The organism is Acinetobacter sp. P1332 (assembly GCF_044057475.1).
Classification (GTDB): Bacteria; Pseudomonadota; Gammaproteobacteria; order Pseudomonadales; family Moraxellaceae; genus Acinetobacter; species Acinetobacter johnsonii.
Genome location: NZ_CP171157.1, coordinates 434,391 through 457,613 on the forward strand (window position 1 = coordinate 434,391; position 23,223 = coordinate 457,613).

Annotated in this window: 22 protein-coding genes, 4 tRNA genes and 2 pseudogenes; 21 read left to right on the forward strand and 7 right to left on the reverse strand. The window is 42.7% G+C overall.

Annotation, left to right across the window (positions count from 1 at the left end):
- Positions 1-3 precede the first annotated feature (3 nt).
- From rplO to ACFN7Z_RS02095, 10 genes are all read left to right on the forward strand, one after another.
- A complete protein-coding gene (gene rplO / locus ACFN7Z_RS02050; protein ID WP_004691300.1) occupies positions 4-444 on the forward strand; it encodes a 50S ribosomal protein L15 in 441 nt (146 codons plus the stop codon).
- A 45-nt stretch (positions 445-489) separates the two neighbouring features.
- Positions 490-1,809, forward strand: a complete 1,320-nt coding sequence (secY, locus tag ACFN7Z_RS02055; RefSeq protein ID WP_171054269.1) for a preprotein translocase subunit SecY — start codon at positions 490-492, stop codon at positions 1,807-1,809.
- 19 nt (positions 1,810-1,828) lie between these two features.
- On the forward strand, positions 1,829-1,945 hold the full coding sequence (gene rpmJ / locus ACFN7Z_RS02060; protein ID WP_000867907.1) for a 50S ribosomal protein L36: 117 nt from the start codon (positions 1,829-1,831) through the stop codon (positions 1,943-1,945).
- Between the two features lie 107 nt (positions 1,946-2,052).
- Complete coding sequence (gene rpsM, locus ACFN7Z_RS02065) at positions 2,053-2,409, forward strand: 30S ribosomal protein S13 (protein ID WP_004691296.1); 357 nt, start codon at positions 2,053-2,055, stop codon at positions 2,407-2,409.
- 19 nt (positions 2,410-2,428) lie between these two features.
- Positions 2,429-2,815, forward strand: coding sequence for a 30S ribosomal protein S11 (gene rpsK / locus ACFN7Z_RS02070; RefSeq protein WP_001040166.1), 387 nt, complete (start codon positions 2,429-2,431; stop codon positions 2,813-2,815).
- 12 nt (positions 2,816-2,827) lie between these two features.
- Entirely contained in the window at positions 2,828-3,454 is a 627-nt protein-coding gene (gene rpsD, locus ACFN7Z_RS02075; RefSeq protein WP_004691294.1) for a 30S ribosomal protein S4, read from the forward strand.
- Positions 3,455-3,470: 16 nt separating this feature from the next.
- Positions 3,471-4,478 carry a DNA-directed RNA polymerase subunit alpha gene (locus ACFN7Z_RS02080; protein WP_004691292.1) on the forward strand — a complete coding sequence of 336 codons (1,008 nt, stop codon included), beginning with the start codon at positions 3,471-3,473 and terminating at the stop codon, positions 4,476-4,478.
- 18 nt (positions 4,479-4,496) lie between these two features.
- Entirely contained in the window at positions 4,497-4,862 is a 366-nt protein-coding gene (rplQ, locus tag ACFN7Z_RS02085; RefSeq protein WP_004691290.1) for a 50S ribosomal protein L17, read from the forward strand.
- Positions 4,863-5,057: 195 nt separating this feature from the next.
- Positions 5,058-6,548, forward strand: a complete 1,491-nt coding sequence (locus ACFN7Z_RS02090) for an NAD(P)/FAD-dependent oxidoreductase (RefSeq protein ID WP_281199403.1) — start codon at positions 5,058-5,060, stop codon at positions 6,546-6,548.
- A 139-nt stretch (positions 6,549-6,687) separates the two neighbouring features.
- Positions 6,688-7,479: an alpha/beta fold hydrolase gene (locus ACFN7Z_RS02095; protein WP_395442556.1), complete on the forward strand. Its 792-nt coding sequence runs from the start codon at positions 6,688-6,690 to the stop codon at positions 7,477-7,479.
- A gap of 35 nt (positions 7,480-7,514) precedes the next feature.
- Here ACFN7Z_RS02095 and ACFN7Z_RS02100 read toward each other — a convergent pair whose 3' ends face one another.
- The gene (locus ACFN7Z_RS02100; protein ID WP_348923347.1) at positions 7,515-8,687 is read right to left on the reverse strand and encodes an acyl-CoA dehydrogenase family protein; all 1,173 of its coding nucleotides are present in this window, start codon (positions 8,685-8,687) and stop codon (positions 7,515-7,517) included.
- 192 nt (positions 8,688-8,879) lie between these two features.
- Between ACFN7Z_RS02100 and ACFN7Z_RS02105 the strand changes: the two genes are divergently transcribed.
- The 6 genes and pseudogenes from ACFN7Z_RS02105 to ACFN7Z_RS02130 all read left to right on the forward strand — a co-directional run.
- Positions 8,880-9,137 carry a succinate dehydrogenase assembly factor 2 gene (locus ACFN7Z_RS02105; protein WP_004977895.1) on the forward strand — a complete coding sequence of 86 codons (258 nt, stop codon included), beginning with the start codon at positions 8,880-8,882 and terminating at the stop codon, positions 9,135-9,137.
- 5 nt (positions 9,138-9,142) lie between these two features.
- Positions 9,143-9,529, forward strand: a complete 387-nt coding sequence (locus ACFN7Z_RS02110; RefSeq protein WP_114836536.1) for a protein YgfX — start codon at positions 9,143-9,145, stop codon at positions 9,527-9,529.
- A 520-nt stretch (positions 9,530-10,049) separates the two neighbouring features.
- Positions 10,050-11,087, forward strand: coding sequence for a hypothetical protein (locus ACFN7Z_RS02115; RefSeq protein WP_004977889.1), 1,038 nt, complete (start codon positions 10,050-10,052; stop codon positions 11,085-11,087).
- A 71-nt stretch (positions 11,088-11,158) separates the two neighbouring features.
- Entirely contained in the window at positions 11,159-11,731 is a 573-nt protein-coding gene (gene rrtA, locus ACFN7Z_RS02120; RefSeq protein ID WP_395442557.1) for a rhombosortase, read from the forward strand.
- Positions 11,732-11,913: 182 nt separating this feature from the next.
- Positions 11,914-13,516, forward strand: a pseudogene (locus tag ACFN7Z_RS02125) (hypothetical protein); the annotation flags it as partial.
- A gap of 140 nt (positions 13,517-13,656) precedes the next feature.
- Positions 13,657-14,196: pseudogene (locus ACFN7Z_RS02130) on the forward strand (TRAP transporter large permease subunit); the annotation flags it as partial.
- 427 nt (positions 14,197-14,623) lie between these two features.
- On the opposite strand, the gene ACFN7Z_RS02135 reads toward ACFN7Z_RS02130, so the two are convergent.
- From ACFN7Z_RS02135 to rnr, 5 genes are read right to left on the reverse strand one after another with little or no spacing between them, the layout of a single operon-like run.
- Positions 14,624-15,043, reverse strand: a complete 420-nt coding sequence (locus ACFN7Z_RS02135) for a hypothetical protein (RefSeq protein WP_395442558.1) — start codon at positions 15,041-15,043, stop codon at positions 14,624-14,626.
- A 12-nt stretch (positions 15,044-15,055) separates the two neighbouring features.
- A complete protein-coding gene (locus tag ACFN7Z_RS02140; protein ID WP_171262515.1) occupies positions 15,056-15,268 on the reverse strand; it encodes a YheV family putative zinc ribbon protein in 213 nt (70 codons plus the stop codon).
- A 52-nt stretch (positions 15,269-15,320) separates the two neighbouring features.
- Positions 15,321-17,363: a M3 family metallopeptidase gene (locus ACFN7Z_RS02145; protein WP_395442673.1), complete on the reverse strand. Its 2,043-nt coding sequence runs from the start codon at positions 17,361-17,363 to the stop codon at positions 15,321-15,323.
- Between the two features lie 52 nt (positions 17,364-17,415).
- Entirely contained in the window at positions 17,416-18,297 is an 882-nt protein-coding gene (locus ACFN7Z_RS02150; RefSeq protein ID WP_395442559.1) for a VanW family protein, read from the reverse strand.
- 56 nt (positions 18,298-18,353) lie between these two features.
- Positions 18,354-20,792 (reverse strand): ribonuclease R, encoded by a 2,439-nt coding sequence (gene rnr / locus ACFN7Z_RS02155; protein WP_395442674.1) that lies wholly within the window; start codon positions 20,790-20,792, stop codon positions 18,354-18,356.
- Between the two features lie 264 nt (positions 20,793-21,056).
- On the opposite strand from rnr, the gene ACFN7Z_RS02160 reads away from it, so the two are divergent.
- The 3 genes from ACFN7Z_RS02160 to ACFN7Z_RS02170 all read left to right on the forward strand — a co-directional run bounded on the left by ACFN7Z_RS02160 (position 21,057) and on the right by ACFN7Z_RS02170 (position 21,362).
- Positions 21,057-21,146, forward strand: a tRNA-Ser gene (locus ACFN7Z_RS02160).
- A 14-nt stretch (positions 21,147-21,160) separates the two neighbouring features.
- Positions 21,161-21,237, forward strand: a tRNA-Arg gene (locus ACFN7Z_RS02165).
- 48 nt (positions 21,238-21,285) lie between these two features.
- A tRNA-Arg gene (locus tag ACFN7Z_RS02170) sits at positions 21,286-21,362 on the forward strand.
- Between the two features lie 65 nt (positions 21,363-21,427).
- On the opposite strand, the gene ACFN7Z_RS02175 is transcribed toward ACFN7Z_RS02170, so the two are convergent.
- The gene (locus ACFN7Z_RS02175; RefSeq protein ID WP_227518537.1) at positions 21,428-22,108 is read right to left on the reverse strand and encodes a hypothetical protein; all 681 of its coding nucleotides are present in this window, start codon (positions 22,106-22,108) and stop codon (positions 21,428-21,430) included.
- A gap of 245 nt (positions 22,109-22,353) precedes the next feature.
- Between ACFN7Z_RS02175 and ACFN7Z_RS02180 the strand changes: the two genes are divergently transcribed.
- Positions 22,354-22,430: transfer RNA gene (locus ACFN7Z_RS02180), tRNA-Arg, on the forward strand.
- Positions 22,431-22,699: 269 nt separating this feature from the next.
- A complete protein-coding gene (locus ACFN7Z_RS02185; RefSeq protein WP_346312052.1) occupies positions 22,700-23,197 on the forward strand; it encodes a YcxB family protein in 498 nt (165 codons plus the stop codon).
- Positions 23,198-23,223: the final 26 nt, after the last annotated feature.

Below are 23,223 nucleotides of genomic sequence, written 5' to 3' on the forward strand. Positions count from 1 at the left end.
GCCATGACTCTGCGTTTAAATGAGCTTGCACCTGCTGAAGGTGCAAAACGTGAAAATCGTCGTCTAGGCCGTGGTATCGGTTCTGGCGTTGGTAAGACTGGTGGCCGTGGTGTCAAAGGTCAGAATTCACGTAAGAGCGGTGGTACTCGTCCAGGCTTTGAAGGTGGTCAAACTGCGTTATATCGTCGTTTACCTAAATTCGGTTTCACTAGCCAAATCGCTTTGAAAACTGCTGAAGTACGTTTATCTGAGCTTACTAAAGTGGAAGGCGACATCGTTAGCCTAGAAACTTTAAAAGCTGCAAACGTTGTACGTAAAGATATGTTACGTGCTCGTATCGTACTTTCTGGTGAAATTACTCGTGCATTCACTGTTCAAGGTGTTGCTGTGACTAAAGGCGCTAAAGCTGCTGTTGAAGCTGCTGGCGGTAAAGTCGAGGAGTAATCGCTAGTGTCTATGTCTCCTAGTTCTTCAGGTCATGTCAATATGATGAAAGGCCAGCCATTTCATGTGAAATACCGTGAAATTATTCGCCGCATGATGTTTCTCATCGGTGCATTATTGGTTTTTCGACTAGGAGCACATATTCCAGTACCAGGCATTAATAATGCCGCACTTGAAAATCTTTTTAATGCAAACCAAGGCACGATCCTTGGTTTGTTTAACATGTTTTCAGGTGGTGCATTAGAGCGTATGTCCATTCTTGCTCTTGGGATTATGCCGTACATTTCTGCATCGATTATCGTGCAGTTAATGTCTACAGTTATTCCTTCGCTGGAAGCTTTAAAGAAAGAAGGCGAACAAGGCAAGCGTAAGATTAATCAATATACGCGACAGGGTACATTGTTCCTTGCACTCGTGCAGGCAATTGGGATGTGTGCTGGTCTGATCAGTCAAGGGATTACCTTAACTGCAGGTCTGGCTTTCTACGTACCAGCTGTAACCTCTTTGGTTGCAGGTACAATGTTCTTGATGTGGTTAGGTGAGCAAATTACTGAACGTGGGGTGGGTAATGGTATTTCCATGATCATCTTCGCCGGTATCGTTGCAGGTTTGCCGAATTTAATTCTGCAATCAATATCATCAGTAGATAATGGTCAAACCAGTCTAATTGGCTTGGTGATTTTTGGCGTGTTGTCTCTGGCTGTATTAGCTGCAATTGTGTTTATTGAGAAGGCGCAACGTCGTATTCCAGTAAACTATGCTCAAAAACAACAAGGACGTCGTGTATTTACTGCACAACAGTCGCATTTGCCATTGAAAATTAATATGGCGGGTGTGATCCCTGCGATTTTCGCAAGTTCATTGCTTTTGTTCCCTGCGAGCTTAGGGCAATGGGTGGGTAGTGCAGATCCGAATGCGGGTATTATCAAACGTAGTTTGCAAGATTTGGCATTGGTGCTTTCGCCTGGTCAGCCGTTGTATTTGGTGCTCTTTGGTGCGTTAATTATCTTTTTCTGTTACTTTTATACAGCGCTTGTATTTAGCCCGAAAGAAGTATCGGAAAACTTGAAACGCAGCGGGGCTTATGTACCTGGTATTCGTCCAGGTGAGCAAACTGCTCGTTACTTAGATCATATTCTTAACCGTTTGACATTTATTGGCGCGATTTATATCACCATCATTTGCTTAATGCCGATGATTTTACAAAGCTCATTTGGTATTCCATTCTCTTTAGGTGGAACATCTTTGCTTATTGTTGTGGTGGTAGTGATGGACTTTATGGCTCAGCTACAAGCACATCTCACCTCGCATCAGTACGATAATCAAACGTTAATGAGAAAAACGACTGCTCATCCTAAGGGATAAGCGCACTTGAGGTTTCATCATGAAAGTACAAGCTTCTGTAAAGAAAATTTGTGGTAGCTGTAAAGTTATCCGTCGTAATGGGGTTATTCGCGTAATTTGTAGCGCAGAACCTCGTCATAAGCAGCGTCAAGGTTAATCTGATCAAGACCTGTTGATTTCAGTAGGCTAATTAGGTTATTATCCGCCCCTCAAGATTTTTGTGGGGCGGTTGATTGTCTTAACTGCCTTTTTGGAGAAAATTGAATGGCTCGTATTGCCGGTGTAAACATTCCGGATAACAAGCATGCTGTTATCTCTCTAACGTACATCTTTGGTGTAGGTCGCCACACTGCTAAGAATATCTTGGCTGCTGTTGGTATCGCGCCGACTACAAAGATCCGTGAATTAGATGACGCTCAGCTTGATGCGATTCGTGCAGAAGTTGCTAAGGTTCCGACCGAAGGTGATTTACGTCGCGAAATTTCCATGAACATTAAACGTTTAATGGATTTAGGCTGCTACCGCGGTCTTCGTCATCGTCGCAGCTTGCCTGTCCGTGGACAACGCACCAAAACTAACGCACGTACCCGTAAAGGTCCGCGCAAACCTATTAAGAAATAAGATTTCTGGAAGCTAAAAGATGGCTAAAGATACTCGCACACGCAAGAAGGTCACTCGTACCGTCTCTGAAGGTGTTGCACACATTCACGCTTCTTTTAATAACACCATTGTGACTATTACCGATCGTCAAGGTAATGCACTGGCTTGGGCTACCTCTGGTGGACAAGGCTTCCGTGGATCACGTAAATCAACTCCGTTTGCTGCTCAGGTAGCTGCTGAAGTTGCTGGTAAAGCTGCTTTAGACTACGGTTTGAAAAACTTGGACGTCCTTGTAAAAGGTCCTGGTCCTGGTCGTGAATCTGCGGTTCGTGCTTTAGGTGCAGTGGGTTATAAAATTAACAGCATTACCGATGTGACGCCAATCCCGCACAACGGTTGCCGTCCACCTAAAAAACGTCGCGTGTAAGGAGAAACATTCATGGCTCGTTATATTGGTCCAAAATGCAAACTCTCTCGCCGCGAAGGGACAGACCTGCAATTAAAATCTGGCGTTAAACCATTTGACGTCAAAACTAAAAAAGCTGCTAAAGCTCCTGGCCAACATGGCGGAGCGCGTGGTGGCAAACAATCTGAGTACTCACTACAATTACGTGAAAAACAAAAAGTACGTCGTATGTACGGTGTTTTAGAGCGTCAATTTAGTAATTACTATAAAGAAGCTGCTCGTGTGAAAGGCGCAACTGGTGAAAACTTGTTGAAACTGCTTGAAAGCCGTCTTGATAACGTCGTTTATCGCATGGGTTTTGGTTCTACACGTGCAGAAGCTCGTCAGCTTGTATCTCACCGCTCGATCACTTTGAATGGCCGTCGTGTTAACATCGCGTCTATCCAAGTTAAAGCTGGTGATGTAATTGCTGTGCATGAAGGTGCTAAACAACAATTGCGTATCAAAAACGCAGTTGAATTAGCTGCACAACGTGGTATTCCTTCTTGGATGGAAATTGACCATTCTAAGTTGGAAGGTACGTTTAAAGCTGCACCAGATCGTTCAGATTTACCTGCTGAAATCAACGAAAGCTTGATTGTAGAATTGTATTCTAAATAATCCTTGAGGTAGCAATATGACGCGTACTGCAAATGAGTTTCTAACTCCGCAAGCGATCAAGGTCGAAGCGGTTAGCGGGACCTCGGCAAAAGTTATTCTAGAACCCTTAGAGCGTGGCTTTGGTCATACTCTGGGCAATGCTTTACGTCGCATCCTTCTTTCTTCTTTACCTGGCGCTGCTGTGGTTGAAGTTGAGATTGAAGGTGTCGAGCACGAGTACAGTACTTTGGAAGGCTTGCAGCAGGACATCGTCGAGCTCTTGCTGAACCTAAAAGGATTGTCTATTAAGCTGTTCGATCAAAATGAAGCTTATTTGACATTAGAGAAACAAGGTCCTGGCGACGTAACTGCCGCTGACCTTCGTTTACCTCATAATGTTGAAGTGGTTAACCCTGAACATTTGATCGGTACTTTAAGTGCTTCAGGCTCATTAAAAATGCGCTTGAAAGTTTCTCAAGGTCGTGGTTATGAAACTTCTGACTCGCGTTTCCCAGAAGGCGAAACTCGCCCTGTAGGTCGCTTACAGTTAGATGCTTCTTATAGCCCAATCAAACGTGTGTCTTACACAGTGGAAAACGCTCGTGTAGAACAACGTACAGACCTTGATAAATTGGTCATTGATCTTGAGACCAACGGTACAGTTGATCCTGAAGAAGCGATCCGCAAAGCGGCAACAATCTTGCAACAACAAATTGCAATTTTTGTTGACCTTCAGAAAGATCAAGCTCCTGTTGCTCAAGAACCTCGTGAAGAAGTTGATCCGATTTTGCTTCGTCCAGTAGATGATCTAGAGCTTACTGTTCGTTCTGCTAACTGTTTGAAAGCAGAAAACATTTACTACATTGGTGATCTTGTACAGCGCACTGAGGTTGAGTTACTCAAAACTCCTAACCTTGGTAAAAAATCGCTTACTGAGATCAAAGATGTTCTGGCTTCAAAAGGCTTACAACTCGGCATGCGTTTAGAGAACTGGCCACCAGCTAGTCTCCGTATGGACGATCGTTTCGCCTATCGTAGCCGTTAATTAAGTAGGACTATCACCATGCGTCATCGTAATAGTGGTGTGAAATTAGGCCGTACAAGCAGCCATCGTAAAGCGATGTTTCAAAACATGGCTAACTCTTTGTTTGAGCACGAGTTGATCAAAACAACTGTGCCTAAAGCAAAAGAGTTACGTCGTGTAGCTGAGCCTTTAATCACTTTAGCTAAAAACGATACTGTTGCAAACCGTCGCTTAGCGTTTGCTCGTACTCGTTCAGCAGCAACTGTTGGTAAATTATTTACCGTTCTTGGCCCTCGTTACAAAGAACGTAACGGCGGTTATCTACGTGTTCTTAAAGCGGGCTTCCGTGCAGGTGATGCTGCGCCGATGGCTTACGTTGAACTAGTAGATCGCGAAGTTAAATAATTTCGTAGAACTATTCAGTTGTTCTTAGAAAAAGACCAGTGTTTCACTGGTCTTTTTTTATGGGTTTTTGTTCGACAATCTTTGTATTTTGGCCTGTAGTGACATATTTTACGAAAGATCTGCTTAAACTTGACATTGTGTATTGTCAGTTTTATGGTTTAATAAGAACAGAATATAAGACAGGATAAAAATAACATGGATAAGCACGTCGATCTGCTCATTGTAGGTGCAGGTATTTCAGGCATTGGCCTTGCGGCACATTTAACCAAGCATTGTCCACAACGTTCGTTTGAAATTATTGAACGTCGTGACAGCTTTGGTGGAACATGGGATTTGTTTAAATACCCAGGTATTCGTTCTGATTCAGATATGTCGACCTTTGGTTTTAATTTTAAACCGTGGCAACAAGCCAGCGTTTTGGCAGATGGTTCTTCGATTAAGGGCTATTTAGCGGAAGTCATTGATGAACAGAAACTCAAAGAAAAAATTCATTTTAAACATCGAGTACTTAGCGCCAATTATGATTCTGCTCAGAAAAAGTGGCAGGTCGTGATTGAGAATGCAAAAGGCAAAAAAGAAAACTGGATTGCAAATTTTGTGTTTGGCTGTACAGGCTATTATAACTACGACCAAGGCTACCAACCTGATTTTCCAAATAAAGAAGTATTTAAAGGCGAGTTTGTAAATCCACAGTTTTGGCCTGAAAAATTAGATTATACAGGTAAAAAAGTCGTCATTATTGGTAGTGGTGCGACAGCAATTACACTGGTGCCTGCGATGGCCAAAGGTGGGGCGGCGCATGTCACTATGCTACAACGCTCTCCAACCTATATTGCTTCGGTACCATCGATTGATTTTGTGTATGACAAAATGCGTAAAGTGTTGCCGGAAGATGTGGCTTATAAACTGACTCGTGCACGTAATATTGGGATGCAACGCGGGATTTATGCACTCGCGCAGAAGCAACCGAAATTGCTACGCCGACTGCTGCTCCAGTCGATTAAGATGCAGCTCAAAGGTAAAGTGGACATGAAACACTTCACCCCAGAATATAATCCTTGGGATCAACGTTTATGTGTGGTGCCAGATGGTGATTTATTTAAAATTCTTCGTTCAGGTCAAGCCAGTGTTGAAACAGATCAGATTGAGCGCTTTACCGAAAGCGGTCTTCAATTAAAGTCTGGTCAGCATTTAGAGGCCGATATTGTCGTCTCAGCCACAGGTCTAGAAATTCAAATCTTGGGTGGTATACAAGCAACCATTGATGGCAAACCGTTAGATACCTCTAAACATATGCTGTATCAGGGCGTGATGGTGAGTGATGTACCGAATATGGCGATGATTATTGGCTATATTAATGCGTCATGGACCTTGAAAGTGGATATTGCTGCTGAATATATTTGTCGTTTACTCAACTATATGGATCAAAAGCAGTGGGTAGAAGTAATCCCGCAGGGGGATGCGACAGAGCTCATGGATGATACGGTTATGGGTAGTTTGAGTTCGGGTTATATTGCACGTGCCGCTAATGTAATGCCAAAACAGGGTAAACATGCACCATGGAAAGTCAGCAATAATTATCTTGCGGATCGTAAGACATTGAAAAGTGCTTCTTTTGAGGATGGAGTCCTGAAATTTGCTAAACGTGATGCAGCATTGAACCAGAAGCCTAAACTGGTGTCTTAAGCTGAGTAGTTGATTTTAAAAGGAGCGTAATGCTCCTTTTTTTAAGGAAGTGACTTTAGGATGTTTTGTTTTTACTTTCTTAAACTGTAGGACTGGTAGATGATTTTTAAAACTTAAAAGATAATGAATAGGGAATATTTTGAATATCTTAGAACAAAGTTACCAAGTCCCATCTGCGTCGAATATGATTCATACTAAAAAATGGCACACTGATGCAGCAGATCATACTTTAGCCCCGATTATTTTAATGCACGATTCATTAGGTTGTGTGGCTTTGTGGCGGGATTTTCCTGCTCAACTGGCACAAGCGACCGCGCGGGTGGTCTATGCCTATGATCGCTTAGGTTTTGGTTTATCTGATCCGAGTACGCAGCCACTGGCACATAGTTTCGTCATCACTGAAGCAGAACAGACCTTTAAAGCTGTATTGGATTATTTTTCGATTCAGGACTTTGTCATCTTAGGACATAGCGTGGGTGGGGGCATGTCTGTTGCGATTGCTGCGGCTTATCCAGAGCGTTGCCAAGGATTAATTTCAATCTCGGCACAGTATGCGGTTGAAGCACTGACATTGAAGGGGATAGGCGAAGCAAAAATTGGCTTTCAACAAGCGGGACAAATGGAACGTTTAGAGAAATATCACCCTGAAAAGGCGCAGTGGGTGCTTGATGCATGGACTGAAACATGGCTATCGCCCATTTTCCAAGATTGGAATTTGGCCAGTGTGATTAAAGATGTGCGTTGTCCAACCATGGTTATTCATGGTGAACTGGATGAATACGGCAGTACGGCACAACCCCAGCAGATTTTTGAAGGGTTATCTGGGCAGGCTGAACTGCACATATTAGAAGGTTTACATCATATGCCACATAAAGAGCAACCAGAGTTGGTGGTTGCCTTGATTGCGGAGTTTCATCAAGTACATTGTTAAAAGTAAAAGCCCATCGAAAGATGGGCTTTTTGATCTTAGAGTGAACGGGAAATTAACTCTTTCATAATTTCATTGGTTCCTGCATAAATGCGATTGGCACGATTATCTAGATAAGCCCGTGCAATCGGGTATTCCAGCATATAGCCATAGCCGCCATGCAGTTGTAGACATTCATCGACAACTTTAGAAAACATCTCGGAAATTTTATATTTGGCAGCCGCTGCGGCATCAATGCCGAGACTCTCTTCCAGTTGCAATTGCATACAACGGTCGAGGTAAGCGCGGCAAAAATCGATTTCTGTACGTAACTCCGCCAGTTTAAAGCGGGTATTTTGAAAGCTTGAAATCGCTTTTCCAAAAGCTTTACGCTCTTTGGTGTACTGAACGGTATGCGCCAGTGCTGCTTCTGCCCCCGCTTGGCAGATAATGGCCACCAACATGCGCTCCCAAGCCAGTTCTTTCATCAGCATCATAAAGCCCATGCCCTCCATCCCGAGCAAGTTTTCTTTAGGCACGCGCACATGATCAAAAAACAATTCGCAGGTGTCTTGTCCTTTCATTCCAATTTTATTGAGGGGTTTACCTTTACTGAATCCTGCACGATTAGCTTCAACGATGATTAATGAGAGATTGGCTGAACCTTTTTCACTGTCGCCTGTCTTGCAGACCACAATCGCCATATCGCAGAGATAGCCGTTGGTAATGAAGATTTTGGAGCCATTGATAATATAGTCATCCCCGTCTAAAACAGCTGTTGTTCGTACCGCTTGCAAGTCTGAGCCTGTGCCAGGTTCAGTCATAGCAATTGCTGTTACGGTTTCACCCGAAGCCATCCGCGTTAACCAATAGTGTTTTTGTGCTTCACTACCAAAGTTATTGATATAGTTCGCGACAATGTCAGAGTGTAGTGAAAACCCTGTCGAGGAATCCATGGCATAGGCTTGTTCCTCAATCAAAATCATACTGTACAAGCGGTCTACACCCGAGCCACCATAAGCCTCAGGCATAGTGGCACACAGTAGTCCCATGGCACCTGCTTTATTCCATAGTTCACGATCGACATGTTGTTGTTGTTCATATTTTTCAATATTCGGAACGACTTCTTTGGCGTAAAACTTTCGAACAGTTTCTCGAAATGCCTCATGTTCAGCATTAAATAAGTTACGCGGCAGCATATTGTGTAACGGGCGAATTGCGCCTGATTGCATGGAAGCTCATCCTGATGTTGTTATTTTGCTAAGAGATTAGTGAAAAGCAGGACATGCGACAATGGACTGAATGCTCAAATCTATTTGATTTTTTGATGAGTTTTGCCAGTTGTTAAAATTACGACATTTAACTAGTGGCGAGGGCGGTGTGATCGGTTAAACTAAGCCGTTTCAATTAATTTGGGGAATGTAATGACTGAAGAAATGAGCCTAGAGGAACGTAAAGTAATCTACCGTGCACGTCGTGGTTTAAAAGAAATTGATGTGTACTTTGACCCTTATGTGAAAAATTATTATCTTCAGGCGGATCCTGCGGAGAAGGCCATGTTTGCGGCCTTGGTTGAACAGGAAGATCCAGATTTGCTGGATTGGTTTATGGAAGTCTCTGAGCCGCCACGCCCTGAAATGAAAACCTTGATTCAAAAATTAAAGCATTATGTACACGGATAAGTGCAATGGAACATCGTCATTTTCAACTTAAACCCAGTCGTTTGGCTTATGTGTTTCAGTTGTCGATTTATGCCGTTCTGATGCTGGTCTTGTATCAGCTACTTCCTTTAGGACTGTGGCTGATCGCTTTGGTAGCAGGCTTTGTGCTGTATTTGTTTTTTCTACGTGGGCCGCAACATTTGCAGCTTCAGCATTTAGACGGCCGTGATTGGTCTTTGTCACTTCAGAAACAAACCAATGTGCAACGAGTACAAATCAGCCATATTGTGGATCATCGTGCTTATATTGTGATTTATTTTCAACACTTTAGAGCAAAACCGATGTTGGTTTGGTGTGATCAGTTACCCATCACGCAGTGGAAAGCCCTGAAAATACTCACTAAAATGCAATAATTGTTGGACAATTTTAACTTTCACGATTTATTTAATTTATTGAAAAATAACAATTATAAATATATATCATCTTACTTTGTCTGACATATCTGAAGAAACTGATATGCTTTTTAGGATTGTCAGACAACTTTCCTACAGATTTTTGATCTTAAAATGTACATTCAAATTACCAACAGCAAACAAGGAAAATCGTATGATGATCCCAACTTGGATGTTTCTAGTGGTAGCAATTGTGTTAGCGATTGTTATAGGACGATTAGGAACTGTGCTGAAGGAACGATTTGCACCAAACAAAGCCTAGCTAGGCTTTCCAGTTGATAAGTAGCATGTGCCGAACCGTCGCTATGCTACTTTTTTTTGCCTAAAAAAAAGTTGAGGCGTCATTTTAGTCAATTTTCCGCTTTTTATTTCATGGCAGAGTAGTGGTCTGATTTAGAGTAAATACTCTTTTCTTCGGAAAATGCTTCTGCTATGTTTGTCAGCATGGACACATACAATTATACAAATAGAGGACAGGAAAATGTCGCAAGTCCAAAAAATAGGCCAAGGTGTGGCTGTTGTAGCGCTTACAAGTTTATTATTTTCGGGTTGTTCACAAGTGGTTAAAACAGGCGCCAATGTTGCGCTCGGGTTTAGTGAAAAACATATAGTACCGCCTATTTTAGCCATGGAAGATGCTGAGATGGTGTGTAACTCAGGCAATGCTTTGACTCCAGCGATTATGTCGACCAAAGATATGGGAGCAGATCCAACGCGTGTGGCAGTTTTACTGTATTCAGCATCAGGTATTTGTGCGGAGAATCAGGCGCTTGAGGCAGAGTTACGTTATTTGCGTGCCTCGAAAGCAGGCAATGTTTCTGAAGCACAGGATGCTCGAATTGAACAAAAGCGTTGGGCGGCGACTGCAGCACAACGCCAATATACGGGCTATCAACTTTTTCAAAACCGCTGGGAAAAGAAATATAAGAAACCATTGGGCGAAGGCTGTCCAAAAATGAACAGCGATTTGGATCAAACTGTATATATGCTGGGGATGTTGAGTGGGCTACAAGCCATGACCAATGATATTAACTCAGGTGGTGCAGTCAATGTTCCTAAAGACATTGCGGCGATTGTTGAACGTGGGATGGTGTGTCTAGACAATGAAAAGTTTTGGGGTGCGCCGAATGCAACACGTGCGGTGATTTGGACCTTATTGCCAGGTGCGGGTGAAGGTAAACCTGATCCATATCAGACCTTGAAACAATCGATGCAAATTGGGGAGCAAAAAGGGGTTCGTTTATCTCATGCAATGTATGCTATAGCGGCTCAAGCCAGTGGTGACGATGCCAAGATTCGTGATGCATTGAAAAGTTATGCGGCTTCTTATAGTGATGAAAAACAGAGCAATCCACAATTTAAACTGATTGATAGTATGGCCTCGAGTATGGTTCAGGGGATTTCGGATCGTTATTGGACTGAACACACGGGGACACGAACTGGGGATGGTGGTATGGCGCACTTCTGGGATGAAAAAGAAGACCGTTCTGAGCTAGATGAGTTGTTTAGTGAAAGTTAACCAATTTTAAACTGAGCCGAAGGGCAGAAAAAATAACAATAAATAAATGAGCAACACGATAAGGACATGTGATGCATGATCAATTTCTGAATCGAAAAATCATTTTGATTGCATTTGTCGTGTCGATCTCGGCATGCCTACAGATTTTTAAAGATCAATTTATTTATTGGCGAGTGGATATTTTTCCTGAAATTTGGCGCTTGTGGACAGCGCACTGGGTACATGTGGGATGGATTCATTTTGCACTCAATATGCTGGCTTTTATGTGTTTGCCTTTTATTTTTCCACGGGCCCGTGTCTGGCATTTTGCGGCCTTATTGCTGATTTTACCGCCGCTGATTAGTCTCAGTTTTTATTATTTTCTGGCGGATATTGAAGCTTATGCAGGGCTGTCAGGTGTGCTGCATGGAATGTTCACTGCCATAGCCATTGTCCATTTGCTATACCGTAAAGAACGGATGTTTGCGAGTTTGGTGTTGTTTCTTATTTTAGGCAAATTGATTTGGGAAAACACCTTTGGCGAGAGTGCTACGGCTGAACTGATCGGGAGTCCAGTTTTGGTCGAAGCACATTTGTTGGGCGTGATCTGGGGAATTGTGATTGCAGCTTTGTATTTAATCGGGGTGAATCTATTTGATGAATAGAGGATTGACCTAAATTCTAAAAAGAAAATCCAGATTGTCATATTCAAAAATATAAATTTGATGCAAAGATAAACAAAACAAAAATCTAAAGGCATAGAGAAAGGACAAGCTCGAGCCGACTAAAACGACAGGTTCTGCGGTGCATTGCGCTGGACAGAACGGTAATAAAAATAGGAAACAACATGCAAAATCATGGACAGCGCAGATCAGGACTCGATCTGCTGAAGTATATATGGACCGAGTGGATTTCTACTTTTGTCATTCTGATTTTACTGTTACTTACGCTGTTAATTGGTACAGGTGAAATGATTCATGGCCAATTACTGCGTATGGGTGAGCGCTTATATGGCGATTCAGCCACGGTTATGCAGTATTCTTTTTTAAGGGCAGAGCCTACCAAGCCAGAGTGTAATCGTCAGCCGAATGTGGATGCTTTGGTCAAAACCCAAATGCAAGCCAACGCCGCAGATGAGTTCGCTGACTTCTTTGGTACGGCTTCGGAAGCTGATGTGCGTGCGTCCATTTTGGCAGGTGTACAGCAGTGTGAAGAAAAATATCAGTTTTATGATCAAGCGATGCAACATATGGAGGCACATCCAAGTATTCGTGCCTATCGTAATTTTGAAACCACTTTTTTTGGTATTTTTAAGTTTGGAACAGAAAATCGCGCCATTTTATTAATTTTTATGGTGGTTTTAGCTGCGATTAGTGCCACCTTAAAAATCCATCATATTGGTTTACGTGGCCCTGCAACCAAGCTGGATTATCGAGTTTATAGCCTACTGATGACACTGGGTAATGGTTTATTAACCTACTCAAGCATTAGTCAATTTAACTCAGTCAAAGACTCGGGTGTACCGATGAATGGCGAAACCCAGCTGATTTATTGGCTGTGGATGGTTTTATTTGGCGTACTGACATTGATAAGTGTGTGGCAGCTGTTTAGCCCGCCGAAAGAGGCCAAAGTCGGCGGGCGTCTAGGCTTTGCTTTCCTGAGTGTGCCTCTGTATGCCTACATGGCGGTGATTACGGGTGTGGCATTTATCTTCTTCATGGACTACCCCATGGGGCAAGGGATTTATTTGGGACAGTTGGTTGAGTTCTCGAGTATTTTCCTGAATTTAGCACTGTTTATTTGGGCGGGTATGTTGTTGAAACAAACCCGTGTTGTGGATCTGTTCTTAAATATTTTGCGTCCATGGAATTTGGCGCCTGAAACACTCACCTGGTTGATTTTAATCGCTGCGGCTTTACCGACCGCATATACGGGTGCATCGGGGATCTTTGTGATTGCAGCAGGGGCGATTATTTATAAAGAAGTCTGGAATGCTGGTGGACGTCGTCAGTTTGCTTTGGCTGCAACGGCAATGTCAGGTTCACTGGGTGTAGTTTTACGTCCATGCTTATTGATTGTGGTGGTGGCATCTTTAAATAAAGAAGTCACGACGGACCTGCTTTATCAATATGGTGTTTACACGTTCTTACTGACCTCAACACTTTTTTTAGTGGTTTCACTCTTCTTTGCAGAGAGTAAATTCCGCATCGCGGCACCGAGTTTGGCCGCACCGAAATCAGGGCGTGCTTTCCTAGCCGTTGTGCCGTATATCGTGATTTTTGTCCTCACGTGGATGTTCTATAAATTCTTATTAGACACCGACTTAAATGAATTTACTGCACCCGTGATGATGCCTGTGATTTTATTGATGATCGTATTGTTTGATAAATTACGTCATCAGCCTGCGCCTTTACCTGCTGTGGGGCATTGGGATGAGACACTTAGCGCAAATTATAACTCGGGTGGTGAACCTGCATTGGCTGGGGCTCAAGTTGCCCATGCAGAATACCGTGAAGGGCTACATGGTAATGCCGCAGATGATGGACAAGTGGTGAATCATGGGGTGGTTCAATCTAGTTCCATGGACGTGTTACGCCAAGTCGGTTTTTGGAAGTCGATGCATATCTCGACCAGTGAAACCGTTGGACACATTGGTGCTTTGGTCATTTTAATGGCACTGTCGGTGAGCGTGGGCGGATTGCTTGAACGTACGGAGGTGATGAGTTTCTTCCCGACCGATATTAGCAGTACGTTCTTGGTCATTAGTCTGATTGTTGGATTGATGGTCTTTGTTGGGATGATTATGGATCCGTTTGGGGCCGTGATCTTGATTTCTGCGACGGTTGCGCCTGTAGCCTATCAATATGGAATTCATCCTGTCCATTTTTGGATGATCACCTTGATTGGCTTTGAGTTGGGCTATGTGACGCCACCTGTAGCCCTCAATCATCTTTTAGCAAGACAATCCATTGGTGATGCCGAGGTGAATGAGGCCGATGAGGAGGTTCGTCATTTGTCTTTCTATTATCGTTATGAACGTTGGATTTTACCATTGATCGTGTTGTTCCCAGCGATGCTGATCATTGCCTATGTGCCATACTTCTTTAAGTTATTTGGCTGGTATCACTAAGTTTAGAACTTGAGCTAGACTATAAAAAAGCATCTTCGGATGCTTTTTTATGTTTTGGATTTATTGGAGATACTTCTGAAGAAAATAGCTTCTTTGCAGCAATGACCCGCTCAAATCGTTACTCACATCAAAACAAACCGCAAGGATGTTGCTAAGAGTTCCGTCTTAAAAAAGCCAAGCCTGCACTTAAGCTCAATGATAAGAATCAATCGACCCATAAAGTCCCAATAAAAGAAACTCTTGGTATGCGCTAGGGGCTGTGAGGTATCGCGACGACAGACTTTATTTGTGAAAAGGAGTTCAAAAAAGATGATGAGTTGTGTAATGGCTTGGTGCTGATTGTGATGATGAGTGAAGCAGCAGGGCAAAAAAAAGACGTTAGCGTATCGGTCGATAGGCTAACGTATTTAAAAAGAATAACTGTATTTTACTGAGCAGCCAATTGCGCTTCTAACAGTTTAATTTGTTCTTCTTTGAGCTTTACCAGTTCATCGGCATCTTTGTACTGTGCTTGCAAGCTTTTTTCCTGTTCCTTCAACTGGCTTTGAATATCATCCAGTTTCGCCACTTCTTCTTTGGCAAGTGAGGTATTTTCAGGTACAGGTGCTTTTAAAATATCTTCTTCGACCAATTTAATGGTGTTGTCAGCCATGGCGGTCGAAGCTGCTTTTTCAGCTTCAGGAAGTGCCTTCACGGTCGGTTGAATCAACTCCGCTTGGTGCACTGGTGTTGCAGACTCTTGTGCAGCAAACAACCACTGATAAAGTGCAAAAATCGCAATGATTGCGGCTAAACCTGCTGTAATACCCCAGAGTAATTTAGGGTTATTGTGTTGTACGGACGACATTCGATTCAACCTTTATTCTTTGGATTGACGTGGTTTAAATTGAATGACCCCAACCTCGTCAGGGATAGCGGGGATCTGAGGCTCGTCTACATGAGTTGGACGATTCTCAGAATAACTACAGTCGATACATTCAATCCATTCATCGTCATTCGAGGTAAGCATAACAACTCGATCCATCGCCTGACATTTAGGACATTTTGCACCTGCAATGAAACGACGTTTAATAGTCATTAGACTTACCTTCTGAACAATTTAGGCGCCTAGTTTACTCACTTTTTTAGCGGTTCGTCCAACCTTGATGACGAAGTAAAGCATCTATTTTTGGCTCGCGTCCACGGAAATTGATAAATGCATCAAGCGCTGTATCTTTTCCGCCAACTGCTAGAATAAACTGACGAAATTCTTTTCCAGTGGCAGTATTAAAAATCCCTTCATTTTCGAAGCGATCGAAGGCATCACTGGCCAAAACTTCCGCCCATTTATAAGAATAATAACCTGCTGCATAGCCGCCTGCGAAAATATGGCTGAAGCTATGCTGGAAGCGGTTATAAGGCGTGGTCTCTAAAACAGCATATTGTGCACGGATCTGGTTTAAGGTGGCTTGGATTTGATCCGCTTTCAAAGCAGGGGTTGCTTTATGAATGCTAAGGTCGAACAGGGCAAACTCGATTTGACGTAAACTTTGCATGCCGGATTGGAAGAAACGTGCGTCCAGTAAGGCTTTCAGTAGACTTTCTGGTAAGGTTTCTTGAGTCTCAATATGTGCACTGAGCAGGTCTAAGCTTTCAGTATCCCATGCCCAAAATTCCATGAATTGGCTTGGTAACTCTACCGCATCCCATGCCACGCCGTGTGTCCCTGCAACTGCAATATTGTCAACTTCAGTCAACATATGATGTAAACCATGCCCAAATTCATGAAACAAGGTAATCACTTCATCATGAGTCAGCAACGCTGCTTGATCCCCCACAGGTGGCGTAAAGTTACACACCATATAGCAAATCGGTTTTTGTAGGCCGTGCGTTGTTTGGGTGCGAGAGCGGAAACCACTCATCCATGCGCCACCACGTTTGCCCTGACGCGCATAGAGGTCAAAGTAGAATCCACCGACCACTGTGCCTTGATCTTCTAGTTCAAAATAACGTGCATCTGAGTGCCAAACGGGGGCTTCACGCTCCACAATTTGAATCCCATAAAGACGATTCACAATGCTAAATAAGCCCTGCAAAATCTTGGGTGCAGGGAAGTAGGGCTTGAGTGCTTCTTGAGATAAATTGAACTGTTGGACTTTCAATTTTTCCGAATAATACGTGCTGTCCCACGGTTTTAAATCTTCAATGCCATCTTCAGCGGCAATGGCTTTCAGCTCCGCCACTTCTTTGAGCGCAGGGGCACGTGAATGTTCAGCTAAATCACGTAAGAATTGATGCACCGTGGCGACATTTGGCGCCATTTTGCTGGCCAATGAAAGCTCGGCGTAGTTGTTGAAACCTAACAGTGCAGCCATTTCCTGACGCAGGCTTAAGATTTCTTCCATCGCCGCGGTGTTATCAAACTCAGCGTGTTCAGACTGATCAGATGCACGTGTGGTGTAGGCACGATATAGTTCTTCGCGTAAAGGACGGTTTTCCGCGTAGGTCATAATTGCCAGATACGATGGAAAGTCTAAAGTGGCAACGGGTTGATCCAGTTCGCGCTGCTGACCATATTGTTTTAACAGCTCAACACTGCTTTGGGGTAAGCCTGCCAGTTCGTGTTCCGCTAAAGGTTTGAAATAGGCTTGGGTTGCATCCAAAACATGGTTGGAAAAGTCGGACGATAGTTGTGATAAGCGTGCTGAGATTTCTGCATAACGTTTTTTGGCTTCACCTTCTAAAGCCACACCCGATAGTTTGAAGTCACGCAGTGCAAGTTTAATCGCACTTTGTTGGGCTTCAGGGAGGTGATCAAATTGCGCAGCATCATGAATGTGTTGATAGGTTTGATACAGCGCTGTGTGTTGACCTAATTCGGTATAGTATTCACTTAAGCTTGGTAATAGTGACTGGTATACCTCACGAGTTTCAGCATTGTTCATGACTGCATTGAGGTGGGACAGTACGCCCCATGCTTCACTCATATTATTTTCTAAATGATCGACTTGTTCTAAGACCGCAAGTTGTGCCTGAATCGATTCAGGGACTTCGCTCAGGTCTTTTAAAAAACTTTGACCCTGTTGAATTGCCTGTTCGATCTGCTGTTGGAGTTGTACTAAGGTGATTTGATCAAACTGTGGAACAGGCAAGGTTGCTTTTTCTAATGTCATGCGTTTAAGCCAAATTAAATGTTCAGTTATCACTAGATGTAAGGGTGATGCCGTGGGAAATCAAGTTTTAATTGATTTTGATGTTTTGTGCCGCTTGAAATTCAGCCCATGAAGGGTAGTGCTGATCAATGCGTGAGGGCTGATAAAGCACTTTGGCAAAGTTACGGGTCATGCATTCGGTTGCTAAGATTTCACCGCTTTTATATTTTTCTTTGCGGTGTCGCCAAATTTCGTTTTGTCGGTAGTAATCCGTCCCGATTTTAAGGAAGGCATGCTGTTGTTCAAATACATGATAGACATAGCCTAAATCGACTGAGCAACGCAGTTCACCTTCTAGGCATTTCTCACTAAACCAAAGCCGAATTTGGAAGCTATGCGGGGTGGGGTTGTAAAATTGATAATCAATATAGTTATAAAAAATTGCAGCGCCACTACCAAATGGAAGTACACGACCATGATCTGGAAAAGGGTCAAAGGAGTGCTGTGAACGTTGTACCACTTGTAATGGGCTATGCAAGACAAGCCAGTGAATGAGATTGGCAATTTGGCAAATACCGCCACCGATACCACCGCGTGCTTGACCAAAGCTGAGTTCCATTCCCTCAACATAGCCTTTTTGAGTTGTTGGTTGTCCCACTAACTGACAAAAAGAAAAAGTCTGTTTTGGGTGGATTAAAATCCCGGAAATACACGGAGTGGCAATTTTGAGATTGATGACTTTATTGTGTTGCCAGTGCTGATTGCTGTCGCCTAATTTACGAATCATAACGGACTGATGCTTTTTGACGCGAAATGCCAAAGGGACGTCAGAAAATGAATGTGCGTAGTCTTTCCCATCTGTTTTCCATTGCCAATAGCGCATCATACGTCGGCTACGCGTGGCCATGAAATAAAGCAGGGGATGGTATTGGCTGATAGGTTTGCTTAAAAATAAACGTAAAAAGTTCATGTTGGCCCTATGAAAAAAGGTGCTAGAACATTAAGCCCTAGCACCTTTTACATCATTTACTCAGTTTTCGCTTTTGCATTTGATTTTTTCTTTTTAGGTTTCGACTTTTTCTTCACTTTATCTTTAACCTTTGTTTCAGACTTTGATGAAGATTTTTTACCAGGCTTTTTGCTGTAGGAGCTAGGTTGGGATTTATCTTTTTTGCGTCGTATGGGCTGGTCTCCGTTGTTACTGGGAGAGGCGTTTGTCGACTCGCTAAAGACTTCTTCTTTACTTTCGCTTCGTGTTGTTTTGGCTTTGCCAACACGGGGCGCTCGACTACGTATGGGCCGACCACCATGTGAGAGTTGCTGCAATAATTCAAAATCAATTTTGCGGTCTTCTAAATTCACTGCTGCAACTTTGATTTTCACTTCATCGCCCAAGCTAAAGCTTTGACCGCGTGCCTGCCCAATCAAGCTCTGACTTGGTTGGTCATAGACAAAGTAGTCATCGCCTAGTTGGCTGACATGGATCATGCCGTCAACATATAAGTCTTTGAGTGTCACAAACAGACCAAATTCCGCTACGGCAGAAATGGTACCGACAAACTCTTCACCTAAATGTTGCTGCATATAATGACATTTCAACCATGTGGTGACAGAGCGAGACGCTTCATCTGCACGACGCTCAGTCGCTGAGAAATGTTGACCAGCATCATCCAAAGCGGCCCCTGAAAGAGGTGCAGGTTTATGTTTTAACTTGGCTTTAATGGCACGGTGTAACAACAAGTCTGGGTAGCGACGAATTGGGGAAGTGAAGTGCGTATAGGCTTCATATGCCAAACCAAAGTGACCTGCGTTATTCGCACCATAGTAGGCTTGCATCATTGAACGTAACAGCACGGCATGGATACTTGGAGCATCAATACGGTCTTTGGTTGCATCAATCACGGCTTGGTAGTCTTTCTGAGTCGGCTGCTCTGGGAACGGTAGACCTAACAGTTTGACAAAGTCGCGTACTTTTTGAATACGTGAAAACTCAGGTGGTTCATGAATACGGTATAACATTGGCACATCATGTTGTAGCGCATATTCAGCCGCTGCCACGTTTGCCAACAACATACATTCTTCAATCAGTTTGTGAGCATCATTACGCGTACGCGGTAAAATTTCCTTAATGCCGCCCAGCTCATCAAAGGTCATGTAAGTTTCAACAGTTTCAAATTCCATGGCATGGCGTTCAGCACGTAAACCTTTGAGGACTTGATAGAGTTGGAACAGGGTGTTCAAGGATTTGCGCACATCACGGTCTTCAGGAATGGCACTGCTGTCGCCTTCAAAGTACTGGGCAACATTGGTATAGGTTAAACGTGCCTTTGAGTGCATCACAGACGGGTAGAACTCAAACTTGGTGACCCGACCGGCACGTGACAGGTTTAAATCACAGACCATACACAGACGGTCCACATGCGGATTGAGTGAACATAAGCCATTCGAAAGAGCTTCAGGCAACATTGGTAAAACAAAGTGCGGGAAATACACCGATGTACCCCGTTCTTGAGCTTCATCATCCAGTGGTTTGCCTGAACGGACATAGTGACTGACATCTGCAATCGCCACCACCACACGGTAACCGCCGCCTGGACGTTTTTCTGCATAGACCGCGTCATCGAAGTCGCGTGCATCTTCACCATCAATAGTGACTAAGGCTAAATCACGTAGGTCAATACGACCTTCACGGTCTTGCGCTGAAGGCTCTTTAAAGCTTTCTGCTTCTTTAATAACTTCTTCTGGGAACTCATATGGCAAACCAAACTCTAAAATGGTTTGCGGAATAATAATTTCAGTGTCGGCCTTGTCTGCCATCGATTGCACAATATGACCTGTCGCCAACTCATCTTTGGTTGGGTAGTCATCAATTGCGACACGAACCGAATCGCCCACTTTGACTTGTGCGTGTTCGATTAATTCTTTTTCTAAAGTAATCGGTTGGTGCGCATTCGGATTTGCTGGCTGAATAAAGTATTCACCATCATGTATTGATACTTTACCAATAATTTGCTTCACACGGTGTTGCACTACCTCAGTAATAAAGCCCCAAGCTTTACCTTTGCGGTCTACTGAGGTTTGACGCACTTTAACACGGTCACCATTAAACACTTGGCGCAGTTCGCGTTCAGGTAGAAGTAAGTCTTCATGCCCTGCAATATTCGCCGTGCCAAAGCCTTTACTGTTGATGTAAACCGTTGCTTCATGTTCAGGTTGCTCTTCGGCAATTTGAAACTTGAAGCCATCTTTCATCAGTTGACCATCACGAACCATCGCAATTAAGCGATGGCTGAGCGCTTCAATGCTTTTTTGATCTGCAATTTCAAAAATTTCGACCAAGTCCGCATGCGATAAAGCCGTCTTTTTTTCTTCGATGGTTTCTAAAATGAGCGTGCGGCTTGGAATAGGGTTGTCATAACGTTCAGCTTCAGCTTTTGCTTCAGGATCGACCCAATTTTTCATAATGTCTTTGGCTGTATGTCAGTAGATAGGATTAGCATAAGTCATGCGAAGACAGACTGCACGCAAATGATTGCAATATTGTGTTTTATGTCGGCAATTTAGAATATCTGCTGTTTTATTCAACATGCAGATGTAGAGAAAAGAATAAATTCTGCTGAATCCGCTCTAAATTGTTTAAAAAGTATTTAATTGAACAGAAATATGCAAAAAATTGAGTGTCTGTGCTTGCAGTGCTAGCATGAAGTTTGTATTATGGCCGCACGTTACGGTGAGATGGGTGAGTGGCTGAAACCACATCCCTGCTAAGGATGCGTACGGGTAACTGTACCGAGGGTTCGAATCCCTCTCTCACCGCCAACTTTACTTATATCGCGCTCATAGCTCAGCTGGATAGAGCACTTGGCTACGAACTAAGGGGTCGGGAGTTCGAATCTCTCTGAGCGCACCAATAAGTAAACTGTATGTAACGTATCGCCTGAATTGGCACACAAGTAATGCGCTCATAGCTCAGCTGGATAGAGCACTTGGCTACGAACTAAGGGGTCGGGAGTTCGAATCTCTCTGAGCGCACCAACTTGAACAATCAACCGCACATGTTGCGGTTTTTTTGTGTCTGATCGTTTTATATTTGAAAAATATTAATTTCTCAAGAATGTAATTAATGTGATTGCAATTAAATAGCAGTAACACATACAGATTGCGATAATAATAGTTTTATTGATCTTTTTTTGCATTTTAATATTTTGAGGAATGCTATCGGAAATCTGAAAAGATGCCACAGATCCGAAGAATAAATAACTTATAAATATGAGTATGAGTGAAATCCATAAACTATTTTTTTTATTAGAAATAGAGTTTTGATCATCTGGAGGTGTAGTTAAATAATTAAATGTTTGTTGGCGATTGTTTTGATCTATGAAAATGATGTCTTTTAAATGTAGTGAAGTATATCGCCCTGTCCGTTTATGTATTTGAGCATAAAATAGTACACTTTCAACTTTTATTTCAGATGAATAAGCTAATTTACAGATATTTTTTAGTTTGTTAGTGCAAAGTTGAGAATAAAATACGTCACCATTCTGGCTTATATATAGGCTTTGACTATTATCTCGAAATTTTGACACGGTAAAAAAATAGTTTGAAGTCATATGCCTTTCAAATACGTGCCATTCGTTTGAGTGTAAGCTTTCAATATATCGAACTTGATTTTTTATTGTTTTAATAGAATAGCCAATGACGATGAGCAGGATAAGTACAGATGCTATTGCTGGTCCAATTTTACTCATGTTTAAAGTTGATTGATCTACTTGATTTGGCATTTGTATCTTAAATTAATTTTATGTAATTCTTCTATTTGATTATAAAGAATCTCATACTAGTTGTGGTTGCTGTTTGTGAATTTGCACTAATTTTTAATGTATTGAGTGAATGTTGTAATTATTTATATATTTTTTAGCGACTTAATCTGATTTATGTACGATTAATAAACATTTGATGGTTTGTTACTACAAAATGACTTATCAAAATGAAATAAACCATATACAATGCACCCGATCAAGACGTCGCGCTCATAGCTCAGCTGGATAGAGCACTTGGCTACGAACTAAGGGGTCGGGAGTTCGAATCTCTCTGAGCGCACCAACTTGATCAATATTGAAAAAACCGCACATGTTGCGGTTTTTTTGTTCCTGAACTTTCTGTTCAGTAGAAATCCATAGCATGGATAGATTTTTTGCCGTAGTTATTCAGTTGTTTCTTACATCTCAGTTTTATAATGCGGTTCTGATATCGGTATGGCCTCGGCTTAAGTGGGTCGCCACTAATCAACATCGATCTGCTAAAGTCCTAAAAAAATGACCGATTGTGTTGTAGTATTGAGCACAATATTTTTAGCTATTTGATATGACCCTATGTCAGAGAACAAGCCTGCATTATCGACACGTTATTTCCTCACTTTAGAAGAGTCCCAAGATGGTTTTGCCTTAGCGACCTTTGGTAAAAAGCAAATGACGCGGTTTATCACGCCGTTGATTAGTGTCGGGATTATTGTGTGGGGCTTTATGCTCGGCTTTTCAGGCGTCGGCCGCTACTATGTGGTATTGGGTATATTTTTCTTGGTTTTACAAATTCTCATGCGCTATTGGTTCCTGCCGATGATGTTTAAGCGCCAATTTGTGAAATATCAGTTTGGTAAAAGTGAGCAAGGCATCGATTTATACCAAGATTATGCAGAAATTTATGCCAATGGTCGCAAGCAAGTGGTCCATTATAATGAAGTGCAAAAGTTTGCCAGTGGCAAGTTGACCTATATGCTTGAGCTGAAAAACCGTACTGTGGTGATTGTGCCTAAGCGTGCGTTGGCCGATAGTGCGGATCAAGCAAAATTTGAAAATACTTTCAAAAAATAAGCATTTTGTTCCATAACACCATCAAA

What these genes read in the sequence shown, in the direction of transcription:
- rplO (WP_004691300.1), top strand. Translation starts at nt 4, where the DNA reads ATGACTCTGCGTTTAAATGAGCTTGCACCTGCTGAAGGTGCAAAACGT.
- secY (WP_171054269.1), top strand. Translation starts at nt 490, where the DNA reads ATGAAAGGCCAGCCATTTCATGTGAAATACCGTGAAATTATTCGCCGC.
- rpmJ (WP_000867907.1), top strand. Translation starts at nt 1,829, where the DNA reads ATGAAAGTACAAGCTTCTGTAAAGAAAATTTGTGGTAGCTGTAAAGTT.
- rpsM (WP_004691296.1), top strand. Translation starts at nt 2,053, where the DNA reads ATGGCTCGTATTGCCGGTGTAAACATTCCGGATAACAAGCATGCTGTT.
- rpsK (WP_001040166.1), top strand. Translation starts at nt 2,429, where the DNA reads ATGGCTAAAGATACTCGCACACGCAAGAAGGTCACTCGTACCGTCTCT.
- rpsD (WP_004691294.1), top strand. Translation starts at nt 2,828, where the DNA reads ATGGCTCGTTATATTGGTCCAAAATGCAAACTCTCTCGCCGCGAAGGG.
- ACFN7Z_RS02080 (WP_004691292.1), top strand. Translation starts at nt 3,471, where the DNA reads ATGACGCGTACTGCAAATGAGTTTCTAACTCCGCAAGCGATCAAGGTC.
- rplQ (WP_004691290.1), top strand. Translation starts at nt 4,497, where the DNA reads ATGCGTCATCGTAATAGTGGTGTGAAATTAGGCCGTACAAGCAGCCAT.
- ACFN7Z_RS02090 (WP_281199403.1), top strand. Translation starts at nt 5,058, where the DNA reads ATGGATAAGCACGTCGATCTGCTCATTGTAGGTGCAGGTATTTCAGGC.
- ACFN7Z_RS02100 (WP_348923347.1), bottom strand. Translation starts at nt 8,687, where the DNA reads ATGCAATCAGGCGCAATTCGCCCGTTACACAATATGCTGCCGCGTAAC.
- ACFN7Z_RS02105 (WP_004977895.1), top strand. Translation starts at nt 8,880, where the DNA reads ATGACTGAAGAAATGAGCCTAGAGGAACGTAAAGTAATCTACCGTGCA.
- ACFN7Z_RS02110 (WP_114836536.1), top strand. Translation starts at nt 9,143, where the DNA reads ATGGAACATCGTCATTTTCAACTTAAACCCAGTCGTTTGGCTTATGTG.
- ACFN7Z_RS02115 (WP_004977889.1), top strand. Translation starts at nt 10,050, where the DNA reads ATGTCGCAAGTCCAAAAAATAGGCCAAGGTGTGGCTGTTGTAGCGCTT.
- rrtA (WP_395442557.1), top strand. Translation starts at nt 11,159, where the DNA reads ATGCATGATCAATTTCTGAATCGAAAAATCATTTTGATTGCATTTGTC.
- ACFN7Z_RS02135 (WP_395442558.1), bottom strand. Translation starts at nt 15,043, where the DNA reads ATGTCGTCCGTACAACACAATAACCCTAAATTACTCTGGGGTATTACA.
- ACFN7Z_RS02150 (WP_395442559.1), bottom strand. Translation starts at nt 18,297, where the DNA reads ATGAACTTTTTACGTTTATTTTTAAGCAAACCTATCAGCCAATACCAT.
- ACFN7Z_RS02175 (WP_227518537.1), bottom strand. Translation starts at nt 22,108, where the DNA reads ATGCCAAATCAAGTAGATCAATCAACTTTAAACATGAGTAAAATTGGA.
- ACFN7Z_RS02185 (WP_346312052.1), top strand. Translation starts at nt 22,700, where the DNA reads ATGTCAGAGAACAAGCCTGCATTATCGACACGTTATTTCCTCACTTTA.